This window comes from Aquiflexum gelatinilyticum, from assembly GCF_024813435.1.
GTDB lineage: Bacteria > Bacteroidota > Bacteroidia > Cytophagales > Cyclobacteriaceae > Cognataquiflexum > Cognataquiflexum gelatinilyticum.
On the sequence record NZ_JANAEZ010000010.1, the window covers coordinates 12,231 to 31,311 of the forward strand.

Annotated in this window: 15 protein-coding genes; 8 read left to right on the forward strand and 7 right to left on the reverse strand. The window is 41.0% G+C overall.

Annotated elements, in window-relative coordinates:
* Positions 1 to 15 precede the first annotated feature (15 nt).
* Positions 16 to 1,389, reverse strand: coding sequence for an amidohydrolase family protein (locus NK987_RS18270; protein ID WP_258425043.1), 1,374 nt, complete (start codon positions 1,387 to 1,389; stop codon positions 16 to 18).
* 382 nt (positions 1,390 to 1,771) lie between these two features.
* Entirely contained in the window at positions 1,772 to 3,706 is a 1,935-nt protein-coding gene (gene gndA, locus NK987_RS18275; protein ID WP_259265036.1) for an NADP-dependent phosphogluconate dehydrogenase, read from the reverse strand.
* A 51-nt stretch (positions 3,707 to 3,757) separates the two neighbouring features.
* Between gndA and NK987_RS18280 the strand changes: the two genes are divergently transcribed.
* The 6 genes from NK987_RS18280 (at position 3,758) to NK987_RS18305 (ending at position 12,177) form a co-directional block, all read left to right on the forward strand.
* Positions 3,758 to 5,215, forward strand: coding sequence for a DUF294 nucleotidyltransferase-like domain-containing protein (locus NK987_RS18280; RefSeq protein ID WP_259265037.1), 1,458 nt, complete (start codon positions 3,758 to 3,760; stop codon positions 5,213 to 5,215).
* 266 nt (positions 5,216 to 5,481) lie between these two features.
* On the forward strand, positions 5,482 to 7,812 hold the full coding sequence (locus tag NK987_RS18285; protein WP_259265038.1) for a glucosamine-6-phosphate isomerase: 2,331 nt from the start codon (positions 5,482 to 5,484) through the stop codon (positions 7,810 to 7,812).
* 84 nt (positions 7,813 to 7,896) lie between these two features.
* The gene (locus tag NK987_RS18290) at positions 7,897 to 8,781 is read left to right on the forward strand and encodes an ROK family protein (protein ID WP_259265039.1); all 885 of its coding nucleotides are present in this window, start codon (positions 7,897 to 7,899) and stop codon (positions 8,779 to 8,781) included.
* Between the two features lie 99 nt (positions 8,782 to 8,880).
* Positions 8,881 to 10,248, forward strand: a complete 1,368-nt coding sequence (locus NK987_RS18295) for a cystathionine beta-synthase (RefSeq protein WP_259265040.1) — start codon at positions 8,881 to 8,883, stop codon at positions 10,246 to 10,248.
* Between the two features lie 144 nt (positions 10,249 to 10,392).
* Positions 10,393 to 11,022: a DUF2189 domain-containing protein gene (locus NK987_RS18300; RefSeq protein WP_259265041.1), complete on the forward strand. Its 630-nt coding sequence runs from the start codon at positions 10,393 to 10,395 to the stop codon at positions 11,020 to 11,022.
* A 78-nt stretch (positions 11,023 to 11,100) separates the two neighbouring features.
* Positions 11,101 to 12,177: an alkane 1-monooxygenase gene (locus NK987_RS18305; protein ID WP_259265042.1), complete on the forward strand. Its 1,077-nt coding sequence runs from the start codon at positions 11,101 to 11,103 to the stop codon at positions 12,175 to 12,177.
* 9 nt (positions 12,178 to 12,186) lie between these two features.
* Here the strand turns inward: NK987_RS18305 and NK987_RS18310 are convergent, their stop codons facing one another.
* The 3 genes from NK987_RS18310 to NK987_RS18320 are packed head-to-tail and all read right to left on the reverse strand — an operon-like array spanning position 12,187 to position 14,990.
* Positions 12,187 to 13,233 carry a vWA domain-containing protein gene (locus tag NK987_RS18310; protein WP_259265043.1) on the reverse strand — a complete coding sequence of 349 codons (1,047 nt, stop codon included), beginning with the start codon at positions 13,231 to 13,233 and terminating at the stop codon, positions 12,187 to 12,189.
* A complete protein-coding gene (locus NK987_RS18315) occupies positions 13,220 to 14,119 on the reverse strand; it encodes a hypothetical protein (RefSeq protein WP_259265044.1) in 900 nt (299 codons plus the stop codon). Before NK987_RS18315 ends, NK987_RS18310 begins: the two co-directional genes overlap by 14 nt.
* Positions 14,112 to 14,990 (reverse strand): DUF58 domain-containing protein, encoded by an 879-nt coding sequence (locus NK987_RS18320; protein WP_259265045.1) that lies wholly within the window; start codon positions 14,988 to 14,990, stop codon positions 14,112 to 14,114. The genes NK987_RS18315 and NK987_RS18320 overlap by 8 nt, the downstream gene beginning before the upstream one ends.
* 145 nt (positions 14,991 to 15,135) lie before the next feature.
* Between NK987_RS18320 and NK987_RS18325 the strand changes: the two genes are divergently transcribed.
* Entirely contained in the window at positions 15,136 to 15,465 is a 330-nt protein-coding gene (locus tag NK987_RS18325; RefSeq protein WP_275982572.1) for a DUF4296 domain-containing protein, read from the forward strand.
* On the forward strand, positions 15,462 to 17,849 hold the full coding sequence (locus NK987_RS18330; protein ID WP_259265047.1) for an endonuclease MutS2: 2,388 nt from the start codon (positions 15,462 to 15,464) through the stop codon (positions 17,847 to 17,849). The genes NK987_RS18325 and NK987_RS18330 overlap by 4 nt, the downstream gene beginning before the upstream one ends.
* A 55-nt stretch (positions 17,850 to 17,904) precedes the next feature.
* Here NK987_RS18330 and NK987_RS18335 read toward each other — a convergent pair whose 3' ends face one another.
* Together NK987_RS18335 and NK987_RS18340 are read right to left on the reverse strand one after the other, a co-directional pair.
* Entirely contained in the window at positions 17,905 to 18,393 is a 489-nt protein-coding gene (locus tag NK987_RS18335) for a hypothetical protein (RefSeq protein WP_258425056.1), read from the reverse strand.
* A 49-nt stretch (positions 18,394 to 18,442) separates the two neighbouring features.
* Complete coding sequence (locus NK987_RS18340; protein WP_258425057.1) at positions 18,443 to 19,075, reverse strand: ABC transporter ATP-binding protein; 633 nt, start codon at positions 19,073 to 19,075, stop codon at positions 18,443 to 18,445.
* Positions 19,076 to 19,081 lie beyond the last annotated feature (6 nt).

The window sequence follows — 19,081 nt, forward strand, 5'->3', positions numbered from 1 at the left end:
GACTATGGACTTTTTTCACTTTCTCAAATTCTTTGTCTCAATCCTATTCAATTCCTGTTGGAGGACATTTTTTGGAATCCACTCGCCACGGACCATGACACCTTGGACGTTTCGGAGATTGGACAGATTTTCCAAGGGATTTCCTTCTACCAATACAAAATCCGCTGAAGCACCCTTCGCAACCACGCCAAATTCCCCTTCCCTCTCAAAATACTTTGCCACGTTTACAGATCCGGTTTTTAGGATTTCATAAGGATTCATGCCGGCATCATGCATGGCAGAGATTTCATTGTGGATAGAAAATCCGGGAACGTTAAATACCTGCGGAGAATCTGAAGCCATGACCATCGGCACGCCGCCACGGTGCAAGGCCATCAGCATCGTCTTTCTGAATTCAAGATAGGGCTTGACATTTTCTTCCTTGAGCATGCCTTGGTTTTCGAGGAGTTTCTTTTGGTTGACCCACTGCTGTACCTGCAGGCCGGGCATGTATTTCATGTCTGATTCCAGACGAAACTCATCAGCCGGAATGTACCCAAAGAAGCGTTCAAACAAGGTCAGGGTGGGAGCGATCCAAGCTTTTTTCTCCACAGTTAATTTTACCAGATCGGGGATCTTTGACATGTCCGCATATTTCAGGGCGAGCATGCTGAAGGAACCGGCTACCTGTGGATCAAGTTTTGACTTGTCAGCGACCAAAGCTTCAATATAGCCATCCATGTGTTCTACAGATCGGTAACCATTCTTCAAAGAGTTGACCAAGCCGACATCCAAGGAGATGTGTCCTCCAAATTTGATGTCCACTTCTTTTGCTGTATTGGCAATGGCGATAAACTTCGGCATATCCAATCCCGGGTGTAATTTGAGGTGGTCAAAACCTGCCGCTTTTTGGTCACGGACCATTTTGGCACCGCTTTCAGGGTCTGCGACGGAAGTACCGTTGAGCGACGGTCCCGCTGCAAAAATCCTCGGTCCGGTAATTTCACCTGAAGCTATTTTCTTTTTGAGTTCAAGGTGGGAATCATGGCCGATCATTCCTCGGACATTGAGGATTCCATTGGCTAAGTACAGCCACATGACGTCCTGCATATAGGAAAAATCGCCATTTTCAGTTACCGGGATATGTGAATGCATTTCTGCCAAACCCGGAAAAGCATAAGCACCTTTGCCGTCGATCTTTTCCATTTTCTCAAACTTGCCCAAGTCCTTTTTGGGAAATATACCGACAATCTTATCTCCCTTGATATGGATAAAATGGTCTTTGAGCACCTTGTCATTTCGCATACCGATGACATGGACATTGGAGACGATAAATTCCTGTGCTTTTGACTGGAGGAATACCAATAAGGTCAAAAAAAGGGTTAGGAGATATTTTCGGATTGATTTCATGATTTTATCAGATCTTAGAAATGGATATTTATTGATACTGGATATTTATTGAAATTGATCCTTGGATTGGAATCTTTGGTACGTTTTTATCCAATTTTTCAGATTGAAATTATGGATATTTATTGATACTGGATATTCATGGATATTTGACAGGAATCTGATCTTTAATTTTCGAGATTAATGTTTTGGAATAAATCCCTTTTCTCTTTTGAATTTGAATCATTAACCAAATTACCCATTAGCAAAACAAAATTTTTTTTCTGCCTTTAGAATCAAATTCGCCTTTGAATTTTGAGACAATATCAATCAGTATCTAATATCAATAAATATCTAATTCTTTGAATTCATGCATATTTAACCAAATAACCAAATAACCCATTCCCTAATACCCAATCTCCATACTTCCCCCCTTAGGGATACTTCCTTTCCAATCCGAATGGTGGAATGGTCCATTGGGATCGTCTCTTCGCTGATAGGTATGGGCACCGAAATAATCCCTTTGTGCCTGAATCAGATTGGCTGATGAATCTGCGGTAATCCTTCCATAGAAGTAATTGATGGCGGCTGACATGACCGGCAAGGCATAATTGTGCTGAATACCCAAGCCAACGATGTAAGAAAGGTCATACCGGAGTTCTTTGATCTTGGTTTTCATCTGTTTGGCTTTCAGCAGCGAACTGTTTTCCTTGTACAAAGCAACCATGTTTTCCATCAACGTCGAACGGATAATGCATCCATTGGTCCAAATCCGTGATATCTCACTCATATTGAGGTTCCAGTTTTCTGTCAGGGACACCTGATTCATCAATTCAAATCCTACTTCGTGGTTGATGATGCGGGTGAGGGCGTAAGCGTTTTTGATTTTCTCAATCAGAATGACTTTGTCTTCTCCAAAAGCTCCGAATCGATGACCGAAAAAAGTAGCCAATTCTTCCCGTTCGTCTTTGTTGCCGGACAGCATCCTAGCGGTGACAGCTTCCGAAAGTGGGCTATAGGCGACATTGTATTTCAATGCCGTGGTCAAGGACCATGAACCTGTTCCCTTTTGTCCGGCTTTGTCCAACACCTGATCGAGCAGGAAGTTTTTCCCTTCCTTGGCAAGCAGGATGTCGGCGGTGATTTCGAGCAGGTAACTTTTCAGACCTTCATTGGTCCAGGATTTCAGCGTTCTTGAAATTTCGGGATAGGAGAGTTTCAGGCCAAACTTCATCAGGTGGACAGTTTCTGCCAAAGTCTGCATTTCACCGTATTCGATGCTGTTATGGACCATTTTGATAAAATGTCCCGCACCCGAATTTCCAATAAAGCTGACACATGGGGCGCCGTTATTGTCTTTGGAGGCGATTTTTTTGAGGTAAGGGGATACCAAGTCATAAGCTTCCTGATTGCCGCTTGGCATCAAAGACGGTCCTTTTCTCGCTCCTTCTTCCCCTCCGGAAACTCCCATCGGAATAAAATGGAAGCCTTTTGAATTTAGCTCTTCGTACCTTCTTTTCGAATCTTCAAAAAATGAATTTCCCCCGTCAATGATGATGTCTCCCGGCTCAAGCATCGGAAGCAATTGGCCTATCTGCATGTCTATCGCATTTCCGGCAGGGATCATCAGGAGGATTTTCTTAGGTTTTTCGAGGGAAGAGATAAATTCCTCTAACCCATCAAAACCTTTCAGAAGTGGAAGATCCGAATTTTCACCTGCAAATGTGGAAGCGATTTTTTCCTCTTTTCCTTCCACATGCCTATTGTACACTGCTGTCGGGATTCCGTTGTCAGCAAGGTTGAGTGCAAGGCTTTTGCCCATTACTCCCATGCCGATGACGCCAAAGTGAAGTGAAGGCATCTTGATTTCTTCTATTTTAAGAATTTCCCCAACCATTTCTTCAGGAGTTTTTGAGATATCAATCCGATGTCCATATTCGGGTTCCTCCCAAGTCTCCAATTGGGAATCCAATAGGCCGGGATTCATATAGTGGCCTTTCCGCAAAGAAAGCCTTTCGGTCAAAATATCTTTGCTGCCAATGAGGTGCAGCCATACTATCGAAGGAACTACTTGGAGGATTTGTCTGTAGTGTTCACGTAGTGCCGAACAGGCGAGGATTCCGCCGCCGGCTGATTCCCATGCTTTGATATTATCAGCAAGGTGCTCGAGCCAAGGCTGTCGGTCGTGGTCGGTCAGGGGAATTCCCTGTGTCATCTTTTCCACATTGGCTTTGGGATGAAAGTCATCTGCATCAAAAAAAGGCAGCCGAAGTTTCTTGGCCAAAAGGGAACCCAAAGTTGTTTTTCCGCTTCCCGAAACACCTGTTACAATAATTATCATAGCCGAAATTAAGAAATTTAATTATTTTCACCATGAAGAGTTTGGGAAGGAATGATAACCACAGCTGAAAATAATATTGACCACATCTACACCAAAAAAGTCGGGGACCTCCATTTCCGTAATTTATTGGTTTGTCCGGTCCATACCCCTGTTTTTGAAGTTGCCAGATTGATGGCTAAGGACAAGATTTCCTGCTTTTTTATTGGAGATTCTCCCAATGAAATTATTGGATTTGTCACTGATATCACGCTCCGGGACAGGATTATCGCCGATAAGCTTTCTTTTGATACCCCTGTAGGAGAAATCATGGACAGGAATATCGTTTACATTCAGGATTCAGCTTTCCTGTATGAAGCACTTTTGATGATGTTCCGAACCAAGACACGCTACCTTTTGGTCAAAAACAAAGAAACTTTTGTCGGTTGGATCAGCCGAAATAAAATCCTTTCAGAGCAGGCGCAGGGCCCTTTTGTTTTTATCCAATCTGTGAAGCAGTCTATGGATACGGAAGAACTGAAGGAAAAGTGGGAGCAAGTTCCTCAAATTATCCATCAGCTGATCGATAAAGGGCTCAAATCACAGATCGTCAATCAGATCATCACCACCGTGGCGGACACGATCGCCCTGAGGATCATTGAAAATACCATCAGGGAAATAGGAGAACCCCCGGCCAAGTTTGTGTTTTTTGTGCTTGGCAGCGAGGGAAGGGCAGAGCAAACCCTCAAAACGGATCAGGACAACGCCATCATCTATGAGGACAAGGCCAATGAACACCGCGAAATGGTCAGGGAATACTTTTTGGATTTTGCCGAAAGGGTTTCTTTTGCGTTGGATCAGGTCGGGTTTGTATTCTGCAAGGGAGGGTTTATGGCCAAAAACCCAAAATGGACGCATTCTCTTTCCCATTGGAAGCGGAATTATGAAAGTTGGATTCAGGAATCCACACCAGAAACTGTCATGAAGTATTCGACTTTTTTTGACTGCAGGCCGATATTTGGGGATTTTGGACTTTTGGAAGAGTTGAAAGACTTTATGAACCAGCAACTTGAAAATCCTTCCGAGAAGTTTTTTATCAATATGGGGACAAATGCACTTCAGTTTGAGCCGCCACTGACATTTTTTAAAAATATAAAAACCTATAAAATAGATGGAGAGAAACATTTCAACATCAAAAAAACAATGACGCCGATAGTGGACTTGGTCAGGATTTTTGCTTTGAAGTATAGGATTTTTGAACCCAATACAGGAGATCGGATCAGGATTTTGGAGGAGAGGAAAGTGTTTACGGAAAGGGAAGCAAAAGAAATTTCCCATGCATATTATTATCTGATGGGTCTCAGGCTTGAGAAGCAATCCCTCCAATTGATGAAGAATAAGGAAAACCCAACAAACCATGTCAGTATCGATGAGCTGACCAAAGTGCAGATGGTGACTTTGGTAGAAATATTCAAGGTGATCAAAGAATTTCAATTGAAAATCAAGATTGAATTTACTAAAAATATATTTTAGCTAAATTTGAATATCTTTTTTAAAAATTTTATAAAAGTCTATGATTTTAAGTAAAAGTTTTTTTATTTTTGCATAGAAATGCAGCTAGCGGAATTTTATTATTTAAAGTTCAATGCAGAAGGTAATCAAAGTCAAAAAGCTTATTTCTTCTTTAAGTTGGGTTTATAGCCAAATTTAAATCGGTTTGTTGTCCTAGGGCAGCAAAGATTAAGTGTCTCTCGAATTGTCAATTATTTCTAAAAAGTCTGAATCAAAAAAACAGTCCTATGCTTAGCAATTATCCACTTTCAGAAGTAGAAAAAGCTTTCCAAAGAGAATCGGGTGTTGAAAAAATCACTACCCTGATTCCCTATCTCATGGTTGATAATTTTCCAAAACTCGGTCTCATCACTGCTTGTCGGTTTTTGGAATGGGTTTCTGAAAATCCTCAAGGAGTCATCAGTTTGCCAACAGGCAAAACGCCTGAATACTTCATCAAATGGACACAATACCTATTGGAGAACTGGGACACCAAAAAAGGAAAAGAGACAAGAGAAAAATATGGACTTGGGGCTGTCAAAAAACCATATCTCAAGGATTTGACTTTTGTGCAGATCGATGAGTTTTATCCGATTTCTTCTAAGCAAAAGAATAGTTTTTTTGATTATGTCAACAAATTTTACCTCGAAGGATTCGGTCTAAGCAAGGAAAAAGCCATTCTAATCAATTCTGACGAAATTCCTTTGGCGGGAGGGAAGCATTTCAAGGAAGTTTTCCCGGATCTAAAGGTAGACCTTTCGCTAAGGTTCCGTGACCCGATCAACAACTTAGAAAAGATCCAACAAGAGTCGATTTACAAAATTGACCATTGGTGTGGTCAATATGAACAGAAAATCAGAGATGCCGGCGGAATAGGTTTCTTTTTGGGCGGAATAGGTCCTGACGGACACATAGCATTCAATACCCGTGGATCGCATCTTTTTTCAACAACAAGATTGACTGAAACCAACTTTGAAACACAAGCTGTGGCGGCAGGGGATTTGGGAGGAATTGAAGTCTCCGCCAATAGGCTTGTAATCACAATAGGCCTTGACACTATTGTTTACAATCCAAACGCGGTAGGAATTATCATCGCAGCGGGAGAAGCCAAAGCCCAAATCGTAAAAGATTCCTTAGAGACACCATTGGACAATGTCTATCCTGCAACAGTTTTACAAAAACTGAAAAACGGCAGGTTCTATCTGACCAAAGGAGCTGCTGTAAGGTTGACAGACTCTGTAGACGCTTATTACCGTCAGGGTGATTGGACTTGGGAAAAAACCGAAAGGTCTATCATTGACCTTTGCAAAAGGATCAAAAAATACGGTCACCGTCTCAAGATGGAAGACCTAAAAGCTGATAAATATACCGCCATGATCCCGGGCTTGTCCGAAGAGACAGTCAATCAGGTCATGCAGAGCACAATTGCCAAACTGAAAAGAGGAACTACCCAAGAAAAGGATGAAGTTCTTTTGCATACAGGACCTCACCACGATGATATTTCATTGGGAATTTTGCCGCACATCACCAATCAATTGCATGAAAACAGCAATGAGGCACATTTCTCGGTTTTGACTTCCGGCTTTACAGCCGTGACCAATACGTTTGTGATAGACACTTTGCTCCAAACCAAAAAATTATTGGATGAAGGCAAAATCCAAATGGTCAAATTTGAAGACTTTTTTGAGGTTGGCTATAAATTGAAGACCGACAAGGACGTCTATCATTTTCTTACCAATGTCGCTTCCGAAGATTTAGATGAAAGAATCAGAGGACTTTGCCACAGGGTTGTCCGTGCAGTGGTGGATGTCTTTGAAGTCAAGTCAGCAACCAAGTTGAGAGAAACCATCAATGACATCATAAGTATCCTTCGAAATTCTTATGATGGAGAAAAGAACCCTTCCAAGATCCAAAAAATCAAAGGAATGATCCGTGAATTTGAGGAGGAATTGGTTTGGGCACATTTCGGAGTGCAGGTAAAAAACGTCCATCATTTGAGGTTAGGCTTCTATACGGGTGATATTTTCACCGAGCAGCCTGACAAAAAAAGAGATGTGGTACCCATTGTAGAATTGTTCAAAAAAGTCAATCCAACAAAAATAAGTTTGACGCTTGATCCGGAAGGATCCGGACCGGATACCCACTACAAAGTGCTGCAAGCAACAGCTGAGGCTGTCAGACAATGGGGAGAGGAAAAGGATCTCAGTAAGTTGCGGATTATTGGCTACAGAAACGTTTGGTTTAAATTTGAGCCTCATGAAGCCAATGTCATTGTGCCTGTATCATTGGGTGACATGTCAGTGATGGAGGATTCATTTTCCAACTGTTACCTTAGCCAAGTGAATGCTTCATTTCCAAGTTATTCGCACAATGGTAAATTTTCTACTGTTGCCAAACGTACTTGGGTTGGACAGCTCGACGATATTCAGTTACTTTTGGGTAAAAATTATTTTTACCTTCATGAAAGTGCCAAAGTCCGGTCTAGTCATGGCCTGATCTTTTTCAAAGACATGAATGTGGAAGAGTTTTTGGCACACGCCCGGGAGCTTGAAAAGTCAATAGAAGGGATGTTGAATTAACCTGCCCGAAACAAAAATTTTTGGGAAAAGGAGAATGGGAATTCATTCTTCTTTTTCTGTTTAAAGCTTAAAAACCTTAGACCTATGCTGAAAACCGAAAAACCTATTCTTGGACTTGACATTGGAGGCACCAATATCAAAGCAGGAGTTCTTGTTGGTTCTGAATTGATAGATATCCGCACCATTGCTACACCCTCCCAAGAGAGTCAGGAATTTATCCTGGAAACCATAGCAGGATTGATTTCTTCGTACAGCCATCATGATTTCTACGCTATCGGAATAGGAATTCCCGGTTTGATAGATACAGATTTGGGATTGGTGCTCAACTTAGAAAACATACCTTCATTCCGAAAAGTCCATTTGAGGGAATTTTTGGAAGAAAGATTTTCGAAGCCTGTGTATATAAACAATGATGCCAATTGTTTTGCCCTCGGTGAGTATAAGTTTGGTGCGGCGAGTGTATACAAGCATGTCGTCGGCATTACCTTAGGAACTGGACTTGGGGCTGGGATCATCGCAAACGGTCATTTGTACTGTGGGTTTAACTGTGCTGCAGGCGAATGGTGTTCTGCTCCTTACCTCGATCAGGATTTTGAGTTTTATTGCAGCAGTAAATTTTTCAATGCCAAGTATGGTTCTAAAGCCAAGACTTTGTCAAAAAAAGCTAAAGAAGGTGACCCTGAGGCAATCAAAGCCTATGCTGAGTTTGGACACCACCTAGGTGAGTTGATCAAAAATATCCTTTATACCTTGGCTCCCCAAGCAATTGTTTTGGGAGGATCGATCAGAAAAGCATATCCTTATTTTCAAGAAAGCATGTTGGCCAATATCGCTACATTCAAATATCCCTCAGTGAGTCAGAACCTGAAAATTTTGATTTCGGATTTGGATGAAACTGCGATTCATGGTGCAGTCGCCTTGGTGGACGAATATGCTGTCCAAATCGAGACTGTAGCCAAAGCCTCCTGATTTACAAATAACCTTTTCGAAATATTATTTGGATACTCCCCTCAGAAATCGCTGAGGTTTAAAAATATTCGTAAATTCGGGCTTTATAACCCAAAGTTTATGATTTATAATTCCATTATTGAAACCATCGGAAATACCCCGATGGTAAGGTTAAACAGGCTGAACAAAGGCATCAAGGGAGAGATTCTCGTCAAAGTAGAATATTTTAATCCGGGAAATTCGATGAAAGACCGGATGGCCATCAAGATGGTCGAAGATGCGGAAGAAGCAGGATTTTTGAAACCTGGAGGAACAATCATAGAAGGAACAAGCGGAAATACAGGTATGGGCTTGGCACTGGCTGCTATTGCAAAAGGATACAGGTGTATTTTTACCATGGCCGACAAACAATCCAAAGAGAAGATCGATATTCTCAAAGCAGTTGGTGCTGAAGTGATTGTCTGCCCTACCAATGTGACACCTGATGATCCAAGGTCTTATTATTCTGTAGCCAAAAAACTGAATCAGGATATTCCCAACTCTTTTTATCCAAACCAATACGATAACCTATCCAATTCATTGGCTCATTATGAGACCACAGGCCCTGAAATCTGGCGTGATACCGAAGGGAAAATTACCCATTATGCTGCCGGTGTAGGTACAGGAGGATCTATGTGCGGAACTGCCAAGTATCTCAAAGAACAAAATCCGGATATCGTGACCGTAGGAATTGATACCTATGGTTCTGTATTTAAAAAATATAAGGAAACAGGAATCTTCGACGAAAATGAAATTTACCCTTACCTGACTGAAGGGATTGGTGAGGATATTTTGCCAAAAAATGTTGATTTTTCACTGATTGACCACTTTATCAAAGTGACGGATAAAGATGCGGCTGTCATGACAAGAAGACTGTCACGGGAAGAAGGACTTTTTGTCGGATGGTCTTGCGGGTCTGCCGTTCATGGCGCTTTGGAATATGCCAAAGAAAACCTGAAAGAGGGTGACCGCATGGTCATCATCCTTCCGGATCATGGAACAAGGTACCTCGGCAAAATCTACAATGACGATTGGATGAGAAACCACGGCTTTTTGGAAAATAAATCTTTTGGTACAGCCCGAGATATCATCGGTTCCAGAAATGGCAGTTACAAATTGGTAGTTTCCCACAAAAATGACAAAGTCAAAGATGCCATCCACCTGATGAATGGGAAAAGCGTTTCCCAGATCCCGGTTTTAGAAGATGGACATGTTATAGGTTCATTGACAGATAGCAAGCTCCTTTCCAAAATAATAGAAAATCCGGAGCTGAAAGACGCAACAGTTGCCGATGTGATGGAAACATCCATGAAATTTGTGGCTTTGGACAGCACCTTGGATGTGTTGAGTTCGATGTTGGACAAAGAAAAAGCCGTCTTGGTCCGAGATGATAACCATCAGATCCATATTGTCACCAAACATGATATCTTGGAAGCGATGACAAAGTAATGGTTAAAGGTTAATTGGTTATTGGGTTATATGTGTCGGTTTTTTGATGATAAATGGATTTAAATAATTGAATTATCCTTTTATACCGATCTTCGAATTTTTCTCAAATCTCACGTCTCATATTTCACATCTCTTGTCTTATAAATGAGTAAGGAAAAATTAGAACAACTTCGGATCAAAGGTTACGACTTTGATTTCAAGTATTTATTTTCAAGAGCTTGGCAAATGTTTTTGAAGCAGCCGGTCCTGAGTGTGGCTTATACCATGCTGATCATTTCTCTTCAACTTTTGGCAAGTATTTACTTGGAAAAATTTGCTTTTATATTTGCCTTGTTTTTGGCACCTCCCTTGTATTCAGGTTTTTACCTTGTAGCAAATAGGGTCAGTTTAGGAATGCCGGTGATCTATCCTGATTTCTTTAAAGGTTTCAGTTTTTATATGCCGGTTTTCTCGATATGGCTGATAGGGCAAATTTTGGTAGCTTTGGGGCTTTTTGCATTTTTGGTTCCCGGCATTTATCTCGCAGTGGGATATAGTTTTGCAGTTCTAATGGCTTTGTTTGGAGGTTTTGATTTTTGGACAGCTTTGGAAGAAAGCCGAAAACTGGTCACCGTCAGATGGTGGAAGTTTTTTATGTTTACCCTTATCCTGATCATCATCAACCTTCTCGGAATAATAACGCTCGGCCTTGGACTGTTGGTAACTGTTCCTATTACATTTTATGCCACTTACATACTCTTTGAGGACCTGACCAAAGAGGTTTTTTCTGAATAGCTAGAATCAATTCCATAAATTACCTTTGAATGGAACAAGGCTGTTTTAATTTCACTGCCCATTTCTTAACTTCCATGTATGAATCACTTTAAGAAAATCGGTTTTTTTTCTGCCTTCATCCTTCCTGTTTTGTTGATAGGAGGATTCTATTTGGGTGGTTTAAACCTGCTTTTGATCCATGCATTTGTTTTTGTTTTAGTACCTTATTTGGATTTTCTCATTAGGACCGACAGGACCAATATTCCCGAAAATGAAATCTCCAATATTTCCAAAGAGCGTTTTTACCGTTTTGTGACTTTCATTTGGGTGTATGTGCAGATTGGTGTTTTGGTTTGGGGCTTTTATGTTGTGGCAGCTTTTACTCTTTCTTTTTGGGAATGGCTTGCATTTACTACAGGAATGGCATTGGTTACAGGAGGGGTTGGGATTACTGTTGCTCATGAGTTGGGTCATAAAAGTGAGGATTTAGAGCAGGATTACTCCAAATTTTTATTGATGACAGTCTGCTACATGCACTTTATCATTGAGCACAATCGGGGGCATCATGTACGGGTGGCGACACCCGATGACCCCGCAACAAGTAGATTAGGTGAAACATTTTATTCATTTTGGTGGAGGTCTGTCACAAAGGGCTACTTCAGCGCGGTACATTTAGAAAAGGAGAGACTTCAAAAAAGAGGAATTCCTTTTTGGTCCATAGATAATCAAATGATCTGGTTTGCAATTTATCCACTTTTATTTGTCGGGATTTTCACCTTTATATTCTCATTCTTTCTGGGCAGATTTATGTGGGAAGTTCCTGTTTTCTTTTTTGCCCAAAGTTTCTTCGCTTTCAGTCTGTTGGAATTGGTAAATTACATTGAGCATTATGGGATGGTTCGAAAGAAAATAGATGGAAGGTATGAGAAAGTGACACATTTGCACTCTTGGAATGCAAGTCATATGGTCAGCAATTTCCTTTTGTTCCAGCTTCAGCGGCATTCCGACCACCATGCATATGCCCATAAGCGCTATCAGGTTTTGAATCATTATGACGAAAGTCCCCAATTGCCACAGGGATATTCGGCGATGATTATTTTGGCTTTGTTTCCACCTTTATGGTTCAAGGTGATGGACAGGAGATTAGAAGATTGGAAGGAGAAGGTGGGTGTTTGAGTTTTTTTCTTAATCCAGCAAAAAGTTATTGAAGAAAGTACTTTTCAACCCAAGCCAGGCTAAGAACAATAGGATTCCCCAAAAAAGATATACCCTATAATAATCAGTGGTTTCCTTATATCTGGATTCCAGGATTTCAGCTTTTTCCATGGTATTGATCTGGTCAAAAATCTGCTCAAGTGCATTGTCGTCAGAAGCCCTGAAAAACTCCCCGTTGCCGATTCCTGCAATTTCTCTGAGGGTGGTTTCATCAAGGTAACTCTCGACCATCTGCGGTCTGCCAAAGAAGTCCACGCCATAAGGAACCATGCCGTCTTTTCCAACAGCAATGGTGTAGATCTTGATGTTCATAGCAGCAGCCAATTGCGCAGCAAATAGCGGATCGACATTACCCGCATTGCTCTCGCCGTCACTAAGGAGGATCATGACTTTACTTTTGGACTCGGATTCCCGCATCCTGTTGGTGCCAGCAGCCAGAGCTGATCCGATAGCAGTACCTTTAGCGTCCATCATATTGAAGGAGATGTCCTTGACCAAGTCAGTCAGCAGCGCATAATCTGTGGTCAATGGCGCCAAAGAATAAGCTTCTCCTGAGAAAATCACCATTCCGATCCTGTCTCCAAAACGCCCGTTGATAAAGTCAATCGCGGTTTCTTTAGCGGCCTCAAGTCTGTTGGGTTTGAAATCCTGCAGGTCCATTGATTCCGAGATGTCCATCACGATCATGATGTCAATGCCTTCTGTGGACTGCTCGACCCTTTCGTTGCTTTTCTGAGGACGTGCCAATGCAATGACAATCATCCAAACTGCAAGGATAAACATCAGCCCGGGAATCAACCGAAGGTAAGTCCAAGGATTGTTTTGCGAAACTGTACCCGGTAAGGAAAGCTCCAGAACAGGGTTCTTGAGAAATTTCACAAACTTTCTCAAAACCAAAATCAATGGAGCGATCCAAATGAGGTGCAGCGCCCAAAGATTTTCCCATTCAAAAGTCTTGAAGGTTTCAGGCAAAAACCAGAACCAAGAAAAAAAGTCAGCGATATTATTTGGATTCATCTTGTTCTGTTATCTTTTTCTTGAAAGAATCTGTGCAGATTTCTTTGAGATTGTTGCAGGTTTCGGTGATGTCTTTTCCTTCTTTGCCGGCATAGATTACCATTTCGATGGCTCTAAAATCCTTGATGATTTCCTTGTTGTCAAGAAATTCAGAAATCTCAGTCGTAGTCCACTCTCTAAATGGCCGGTCATTGAGGTGTTCCATATAGGTCTTCCACAGACCAAGAAGTTCATCCGCTTGGGCCATGTCTGGCGTAGCTGTAAAGGCTGTTTCGGCTGCATTCCACCTTTTGACAAAACGTTTGTATTTCTGTTTTTCCCTCCAATTGTCCCACTGTTTTTTGATTTTCTTTCCAAAAATCACCAAAACAATGATTGCCAATACTACGATTACGCCCAATATGATCAGCAAAACAAACATATTGAATTCAGTGGGGATCGGCTGATAGACATTGTTGTCCTTAAATCCGAGTTCCTCCGGCAGCGGATTTATGGTCAGTTTTAATGCCAGACCCGCTTCCAAAGGTTTATGCACCAAACTGTCAAACCGGAATACCTCGTACACCGGCAAAGAAAGTGTGGCTACAGGGTCAAGTGAAAAGTTGCTAACATAATACACCACCGAATCTACAGTGACATCCTCTTGGGTTGAGGAGATAAAAGATTTTTTCTCCAAAAGGACAAATGGAGAAAAGTTATGCGTCGAATCCGGGAAGACAATGTTTACTCCGGGTTTTGATTTAGCCTTGAGAACATAACCTACTCTTTCGCCAAGCATGGCCGAATCCTTCATAAAATACCCTTTCACCTCAAGGTCCTGGGAATGGGCCTGCTGAGGTATCAGAAAGTAGCTGATTATGCAAAGGAAGAATAATACTTTACCCACGTTTCATTGTCCGGTTACGGTTTTTGAATAATTCTATCAAAGGAATGACGATGTCTTCCTTGGTGCTGATGCCAAGATAGTTGATCTGGTTTTTCTTGCAAATGGTTTTTAGATGATCCCTTTCTGAAGTAAATGTATCTGCAATTTTTTTGGAAAAGCTTCCAAAAGCAGTATTCACCCATGTTGTCCTTCCTTCTTCTTTATCATATACCGGAATAATGCCAAGTGCGGGAAGGGCGGATTCCCGGGGATCTGTCACTTGGACAGCTACTAGGTCATGTTTTTGTGCCAAGGCTTTGAAAGGTCTCTCATAACCCTCGTCAATGAAATCTGAAATCACAATCACAATGCTTCTCTTCTTGATGAGGTTCAACGCAAAGTTGAACATTTCGGTCAGGTTGGTTTTTTGGGAAATGTTTTTGTGACCAAAAATTCCCTGAATGATTTTCACACCTTGTTTTGGACCTTTTCCCGGAAGGATGATTTTTTCTTTTTGGTCAGAATAAGAAATCAACCCGACTTGGCTTCCTTCAAATATGGCAGCCAAAGTCAAAACGCCGGCAATCTCTTTTCCGATATCTATTTTCTTTTTTCCTTCCTGTCCGATATCCTGCGATGCGCTGATATCGATCAGAAAATAAACCGATTGGTCTTTGTCTTCTCTGAAAGTTTTGACGAATGTACCATGGCCTTTGGCAGAAACTTTCCACTCTATTGTCCTGACATCATCGCCATATTGATAAGGCCTGAGGTCATCAAATTCCAAACCTGCACCTTTGAAAATAGATTGATAGTCACCCTGAAGCTGGTTGTTGACCACTTTCCGGATCATAATCTCGTATCTTCTGAGTTTTTTGAGCAGTTCGTTCATGGCTACTATTTCAAAGGCCTAAATTAAGGGTGATAATTGAATTAAAAAACGATATGTGATCATCGGGTGTAAGGTAAACCAATCAATTTTCTTGTTCATTGTCGGAATTGATTAATTTTGGTCTGTGAAAAATAAAATTGTAATTATGTTGATGCTTTTTGCGGGTTTTGCCTGCAACAAGCAAAAAATTCCCGAAGGCATTCTTTCTGAAGACAAAATGGTGGAATTGCTCATTGATATCCATTTGGCAGAAGGTTTGGTTTCGTCTTTCCCTATTCATTATGATTCCTCAAGGGTATTATACCCCTATTTTGAAAATGAGGTTTTTTTGAAACATGATTTGACAGATTCTGTTTTCAAAAAAAGCTTGGAATACTACATGTTGGACATCAAAACCATGGACAGGATTTATGCAAGGACTATTGATTCCCTCCATGTGGTAGAAAAAGCAAGAAACCCCAATCCCAATCCATGATTTACCCTAAAAATCTCGAAGAGAAAATCAATTTCACCAAAATCCGGGAATTGTTAAAAGAAGCATGCACAGGTCCGCTTGGGATGGATTTTGTTGACAAAATGGGTTTTTCAAAAGATCCAACTCTTGTCGGAAAGCTTCTCGACCAAACAGCCGAATTCAAAGCCATAATTGAGTCAGGAGAATTATTCCCCTCTTCAAATTTTACCAATATTTATCCACACCTGGAGAAAGCAAAAATCGAGGGAAATTTTTTATACGAGGAAGAGTTTCACGAAATGAGGCTCTCCCTTTTTACCCTTAGCCGGTGTATTGAATTTTTTAAGGACCATGAAGAGTCTTACCCTAATTTATTCAATTTGCTAGGTTTGGTCGCTTTGGACAATACGGTTCTTAAGGCCATTGAGCGGATAATCGACGAAAAGGGAAAAATCCGAAACAATGCTTCTCAGGAACTTTCCCTGATCCGGTCACAGATTTTGTATGAAGAGAACCGCCTGAGAAAAGTTTTGGATAGGATTTTTAGGGATGCAAAAGCCAAAGGACTGACTCCTGAGGATGCATCGGTGACGATTCGTGGCGGTAGGATGGTTATTCCGGTCTTGGCTGAAAACAAGAGGAAAATCAAAGGGTTCATCCATGATGAATCCGCAACAGGTCAGACAGTTTATCTCGAACCCGCTGAGGTTTTGGATATCAACAATGAGTTGAAGGACTTGGAATATATGGAAAAAAGGGAAATCCAAAAGATCCTTACCAAACTCACAGATGTGGTCAGACCCAATATTCCTGAATTGAAGAGAGCTTATCATTTCCTTGGGATGGTGGACTTTATCCGAGCCAAAGCCAAATTTGCCATCAAGACCAACTCTTCCCGTCCAATCTTAAAAAAGGAAAGGCAGCTTGATTGGAGCAATGCGAGACATCCGTTATTGGAGTTTGCACTAAAGCAGCAGCATAAAAAAATCATTCCTTTAAATATCTCTCTTGATCATAATAGAAGGCTATTGGTTATTTCAGGACCCAATGCAGGCGGTAAATCCGTCACTTTGAAAACGGTAGCCATGGTACAATACATGCTGCAATGTGGGCTTTTGGTTCCCTTGGATGGACATTCTACATGTTCCCTCTTCGATAATTTTTTCATCGATATCGGTGATGAGCAGAATATTGAGAATGACCTGAGTACATATAGCTCGCACCTGATGAGTATGAAGTTTTTCACTGAATTTGCGGATAAAAGGACCATACTTTTTATCGATGAATTTGGGACGGGAACAGAACCACAGTTTGGGGGTGCTATAGCTGAAGGGATCTTACTTGCCCTAAATAGGACAGGTGCCTACGGAGTGTTAACAACTCATTATGGCAACCTGAAGCAAATTGCCTCCAAAAATCAAGGACTCATCAACGGAGCAATGCGCTATGACGTGGACAAATTGGAGCCTTTGTACCAACTTGATCTGGGCAAGCCGGGAAGTTCATTTGCTTTGGAGATCGCTTCCAAAATCGGTATTTCGAAAGACATCATTGAATACGCCAAAGGTCATATCGGCGAGGATCGGGTGAAGTATGACAAAATGCTCACCAAGCTGGAAAACCAATTGGCAAACTACGAGCAACTTGTCAATGAAAATAAAAAGAAGGAAAGGATTCTGGACCTGAGGGTAAAAGAATACACTGACCTAAAGGAAAATATTGATCAGAATAAAAAGAAGTTTTTACAAGATGCAAAAGTAGAAGCAAAGTTGCTTTTGGATGAGGTAAACAAAAAGATTGAAAACACAATCGCGGACATCAAAAAAAGCAAGGGAGACAAAGAAACTACCAAGCAGCTTCGAGCAGAAATCGAAGACCTGAAAGTCAAAGTAAAACCAGAGAAAAAAGCTGTGGTAATTCCCGAAATAAAAGACTTGGAAGGCGAAATTCAGGTGGGGGATTTTGTGAGATTGATAGATAATGGTGCCATCGCGCAGGTTATGTCCCTGAAGAAAAAAGAAGCTGAAATCAGTATAGGTGACCTGAAATCCAATGTCAAAACCAACAGACTTCAGAAGATTTCTCTTTCGGATGCTAAAAAGGAAAAGAAAAGCTTTGCAAAAAGGACCGGCTTTGACTCCAATAGTAAAATGCTCGAGTATTCTCCCAATTTGGATATAAGAGGTATGCGTGGAGAGGAAATTTTACCTTTGGTACAGTCTTTTGTGGATGATGGTTACATGCTTGGACTCAAAGACCTTAGGATAGTACATGGCAAAGGAAACGGTATATTGAAAGAAATTACCAGGAATTTACTCCGCAATATGAACCCTGTTGCAAAAATGGAGGATGAACATGCGGATAGGGGTGGGGCAGGCGTTACCTTGGTAACCCTTAAAGCATAAAAAGGGCATCCCAAAAATAATTGGGATGCCCTTTTGATTTTGAGAGGATGATTTTTTATGGTTTCTTTTTCAGCGTAAATACATAGCTTCCTAGAACTGCAGTAGTTCCCAACTGACGTGCACCCGGCGCTACAATGCTAAATCTCAAGACCAAGTTATCTCCTGTTCTTGTCCAGGAAATCTCATTATTGGCCGCAGGCTTGGATCCTGTAAAGAGGAGCTTATCAAGGCCACCTGTAACAAAAGACCAATTTCCATTAGCATCAAAAAGGTCACCACTGTTGATTGTTGAATATGTTTTGCTAGATGAATTCGCAGCAAGAGTAAGTTCGAAGGTCTGATAAGTGCTTGTCACTGAATTGCCATCCCTTGTTACCGTTCCACCACCTGCAACTGTCCAAATCTGTGAAGATCCGTTAGTGAGTTCTTCGATCGCTAATTCTTCAGGAGTTTTGCTTGGAGTTGGATCATCTTTTTCCTTACAAGAAAACGTCCCAAAGGCCAATAATGCCATCAATAGAAAGCTGAATATTTGTTTTTGCATAATTAGTAGGCGATTAAATTTTTGTAAAATTAATAAATCAGTACAACAATCAAAGATTTTGTTTAACCTTAAAATCTTCAATTTTGATTTCATTGGGGCAAAAAGAATACTCTTTGGGGTCATTGGAACAGATAAAAAGTGTCTTGTCCTTCGAAAATTGCTTTACCAACTGCAAATACCAAGATATACCCTGCTCATCAAGATTGGAAGTTGGTTCATCTAAAAAAATCAATTTATTTTTTGAAAAAAAACATAATCCAAGCTTCAGTCTTTGTTTCATTCCTGAAGAAAACTGGGAAATGGGTTTGTTTTGGTGAGGTTTTAAGTAAAGGATATCCATCATCTCCTCCAAATTCAGATTTTCTGAAGGAATTTTGAATTTGAAATGGAATTTAAGAAGCTCCAACAAGGTAAACTCCTCCGGTAATTCCATGTAAGGAGCGCTGATAACAAGCGACTTAAAAATATCTTCCCCCTTAATTTCTTTTCCCGAATCAAAATATTGGATTGAACCCGATGTCAAGGGGTTGATTCCGGTCAGGCATTTTAATAATGTGGACTTTCCTGATCCATTGCTTCCTGTAATGGCCCAATGGGATAATGAAGGTATAGAGAGGTTGATATTTTTAAAGATCCATTCGTATTGATATCTTTTTGATACCTGACTCAGCTTCAGCTCCATGTTGAT